The organism is Ruegeria sp. AF1 (assembly GCF_056542125.1).
On the sequence record NZ_JBQFZG010000035.1, the window covers coordinates 1 to 2,500 of the forward strand.

The window sequence follows — 2,500 nt, forward strand, 5'->3', positions numbered from 1 at the left end:
TGGTTGCGGGAGTAGGATTTGAACCTACGACCTTCAGGTTATGAGCCTGACGAGCTACCGGGCTGCTCCATCCCGCGACACTTTAGTGGTCTATTGCCTGTTCGGCTACTTGAGACCGTTGGCTGGCCTGTTGCTTACGCGATTTGAGGCCTGGGTCGAGTATGTTTTGATCGTGTTGAGAGATTGGGGATTTTACTAGGTTTGGCGGTGACCTACTCTCCCGGGGCTTAAGCCCAAGTACCATTGGCGCGGCAGTGCTTAACTTCCGGGTTCGGGATGGGACCGGGTGTTTCACTTGCGCTATGACCACCAAACCGAGGAAAATCCCCGTCGCTCTTTTTGCTTTGCAAAAAGGCGACGCGCAGGAGGCAGCGTATTCGCGAAGCGGATGCGCGTTCCTGCACGGTTGTTATGTCAATCAACAGTGTCGCTTGGCGCGACACAGCTATCCAACTCAAGGTGTGTATGTCTTTGATTTGTCTTTCCATTACTGGATCAAATCAAGCCTATCGGGCGATTAGTACCGGTCAACTGAACGCATTACTGCGCTTACATCTCCGGCCTATTGACGTGGTGGTCTTCCACGGCCCTCAGGGAGACCTTGTTTTGAGGGGGGCTTCCCGCTTAGATGCCTTCAGCGGTTATCCTGTCCGATCATAGCTACCCAGCACTGCCGTTGGCACGACAACTGGTCCACCAGTGGATCGTTCACCCCGGTCCTCTCGTACTAGGGGCAACTCCTCTCAAGTCTCCTACACCCACGGCAGATAGGGACCGAACTGTCTCACGACGTTCTAAACCCAGCTCACGTACCTCTTTAAACGGCGAACAGCCGTACCCTTGGGACCTGCTCCAGCCCCAGGATGAGATGAGCCGACATCGAGGTGCCAAACACTGCCGTCGATATGGACTCTTGGGCAGTATCAGCCTGTTATCCCCGGCGTACCTTTTATCCGTTGAGCGATGGCCCTTCCACTCGGGACCACCGGATCACTATGGCCGTCTTTCGACTCTGCTCGACTTGTCAGTCTTGCAGTCAGGCTGGCTTCTGCCATTGCACTCAACGAGCGATTTCCGACCGCTCTGAGCCAACCTTCGCGCGCCTCCGTTACGCTTTAGGAGGCGACCGCCCCAGTCAAACTACCCGCCACGCAGGGTCCCGGATCCGGATAACGGACCGCGGTTAGACATCAAGAGTGCGAAGGGTGGTATCTCAAGGGAGGCTCCACAGGGACTTGCGTTCCTGCTTCAAAGCCTACCACCTATCCTGCACATCACAATCCTGATGCCAGTGCGAAGCTGTAGTAAAGGTGCACGGGGTCTTTCCGTCTAACCGCGGGAAGCCTGCATCTTGACAGGCAATTCAATTTCGCTGAGTCGATGTTGGAGACAGCGGGGAAGTCGTTACGCCATTCGTGCAGGTCGGAACTTACCCGACAAGGAATTTCGCTACCTTAGGACCGTTATAGTTACGGCCGCCGTTTACCTGGGCTTCAATTCAAGGCTCTCACCTCTCCTTTTAACCTTCAGGCACCGGGCAGGCGTCAGACCCTATACGTCGTCTTGCGACTTCGCAGAGCCCTGTGTTTTTAATAAACAGTCGCCACCCCCTGGTTTGTGCCCCCAGCCCCTAGTTGCCTAGGAACCGGGCCTCCTTCTCGCGAACTTACGGAGGTATTTTGCCGAGTTCCTTCAACATCGTTCTCTCAAGCGCCTTGGTATGCTCTACCAGTCCACCTGTGTCGGTTTAGGGTACGGTCTGATGGAGGGCTATTTCCAGGAACCACTCAGCAGCCCAATCAATCCGATAAGATTGAACTACACCTGTGATCCGTCACATCCTCCTGGCCTAGGAATATTAACCTAGTTCCCATCGCCTACGCCTTTCGGCCTCGGCTTAGGGGCCGGCTTACCCTGCTCAGATTAGCTTTAAGCAGGAACCCTTGGACTTTCGGCGAGAGTGTCTCTCACACTCTTTGTCGCTACTCATGTCATCATTCTCACTAGTGATCTCTCCACCGGATCCCTCACAGGCCGGCTTCATCGAAAAGACTCGATCCTCCAAGGTGCCCCGAAAGACACTAAAGAGGATAAGTCTTATGTCACACTACGCTCTGCTACCATGCCTTACGGCATCCTAAGCTTCGGCTCATGGCTTGAGCCCCGTTACATCTTCGCCGCAGGACAACTTATTTAGACCAGTGAGCTGTTACGCTATCTTTAAAGGATGGCTGCTTCTAAGCCAACCTCCTGGTTGTTTTGGTCGTCCCACCTGCTTTCCCACTTAGCCATGAATTGGGGGCCTTAGCTGTAGGTCAGGGTTGTTTCCCTCTCCACTACGGACGTTAGCATCCGCAGTGTGTCTGCCATCTAGTACTCCCGGGTATTCGGAGTTTGGTTAGGATCAGTAAGCCTGTGGGGCCCCATTACCCATCCAGTGCTCTACCCCCCGGGGTATTCGGATGACGCTCTACCTAAATAGATTTCGCAGAGAACCAGC

Annotated in this window: 1 tRNA gene and 2 rRNA genes (1 of these 3 cut by a window edge); all 3 read right to left on the bottom strand. The window is 54.4% G+C overall.

From position 1 onward, the window contains the following. Positions 1-77, bottom strand: a tRNA-Met gene (locus ACR0BK_RS20205). A gap of 122 nt (positions 78-199) precedes the next feature. Next, a 5S ribosomal RNA gene (gene rrf / locus ACR0BK_RS20210) occupies positions 200-314 on the bottom strand. 182 nt (positions 315-496) lie between these two features. Beyond that, positions 497-2,500: ribosomal RNA gene (locus ACR0BK_RS20215) — 23S ribosomal RNA — on the bottom strand (it continues 826 nt past the right edge of the window).